Source organism: Fictibacillus arsenicus, assembly GCF_001999465.1.
In the GTDB taxonomy this organism is placed as follows: Bacteria; Bacillota; Bacilli; order Bacillales; family Fictibacillaceae; genus Fictibacillus; species Fictibacillus arsenicus.
Window position 1 is genome coordinate 1 of record NZ_MQMF01000057.1, and the last position, 853, is coordinate 853.

Consider the following 853-nt stretch of genomic DNA (forward strand, 5'->3'; position numbering starts at 1 on the left):
GAGACAAGGAGCGAGGCGCACATGGATGCCAAGTTCACCACCAAGAGCCAGGAGGCGCTCTCGGCCGCGGCCATGAACGCCTCCACAGCCGGCAACCCCCAGATCGAGCCGGCCCACCTGCTGAAGGCCCTGATGGACCAGCGGGAGTCCGTCGCCGTGGCCGTCCTCAAGGCCGCCGGGGCCGACCCCGACGCCGTCTCCACGGCCGCCTCCTCGGCCATCCGGCGCCTGCCCTCCACCCAGGGCAGCACGGTGGCCCAGCCCCAGCTCTCGCGCGCCGCCCTGCAGGTCGTGCAGAACGCGCGCACCCAGGCCGAGCAGCGCTCGGACCAGTTCGTCTCCACCGAGCACCTGCTGCTCGGTGTGGCCGCGGACCCGGGCGAGGCCGGTGAGGCACTGCGCTCGAACGGGGCGAGCCTCGAGGCGCTCGCCGCCGCCCTGACCCAGGTGCGCGGCGACTCCCGCGTCACCACCCAGGACCCGGAGACCACCTTCCAGTCCCTGGAGAAGTACGGCACGGACCTCACCGAGCTCGCCCGCTCCGGCAAGCTCGACCCGGTGATCGGCCGCGACGCCGAGATCCGCCGCGTGGTCCAGGTGCTCTCGCGCCGCACCAAGAACAACCCCGTGCTCATCGGCGAGCCCGGCGTCGGCAAGACCGCCGTCGTCGAGGGCCTGGCCCAGCGGATGGTGGCCGGGGACGTCCCCGAGTCCCTGCGCGGCAAGACGCTGATCAGCCTGGACCTGGGCGCCATGGTCGCCGGCGCCAAGTACCGCGGCGAGTTCGAGGAGCGCCTGAAGGCCGTCCTCGAGGAGATCAAGGCCGCCGAGGGGCAGGTCGTCACGTTCATCG

At 72.7% G+C, this 853-nt stretch carries 1 protein-coding gene; it reads left to right on the plus strand.

Going from position 1 to position 853, the window contains the following annotated elements; translation table 11 throughout:
- Positions 1-21: 21 nt before the first annotated feature.
- Positions 22-853, plus strand: an 832-nt coding sequence (locus UN64_RS21780) for a Clp protease N-terminal domain-containing protein (RefSeq protein ID WP_139343251.1), incomplete at its 3' end; no start/stop codon positions are given.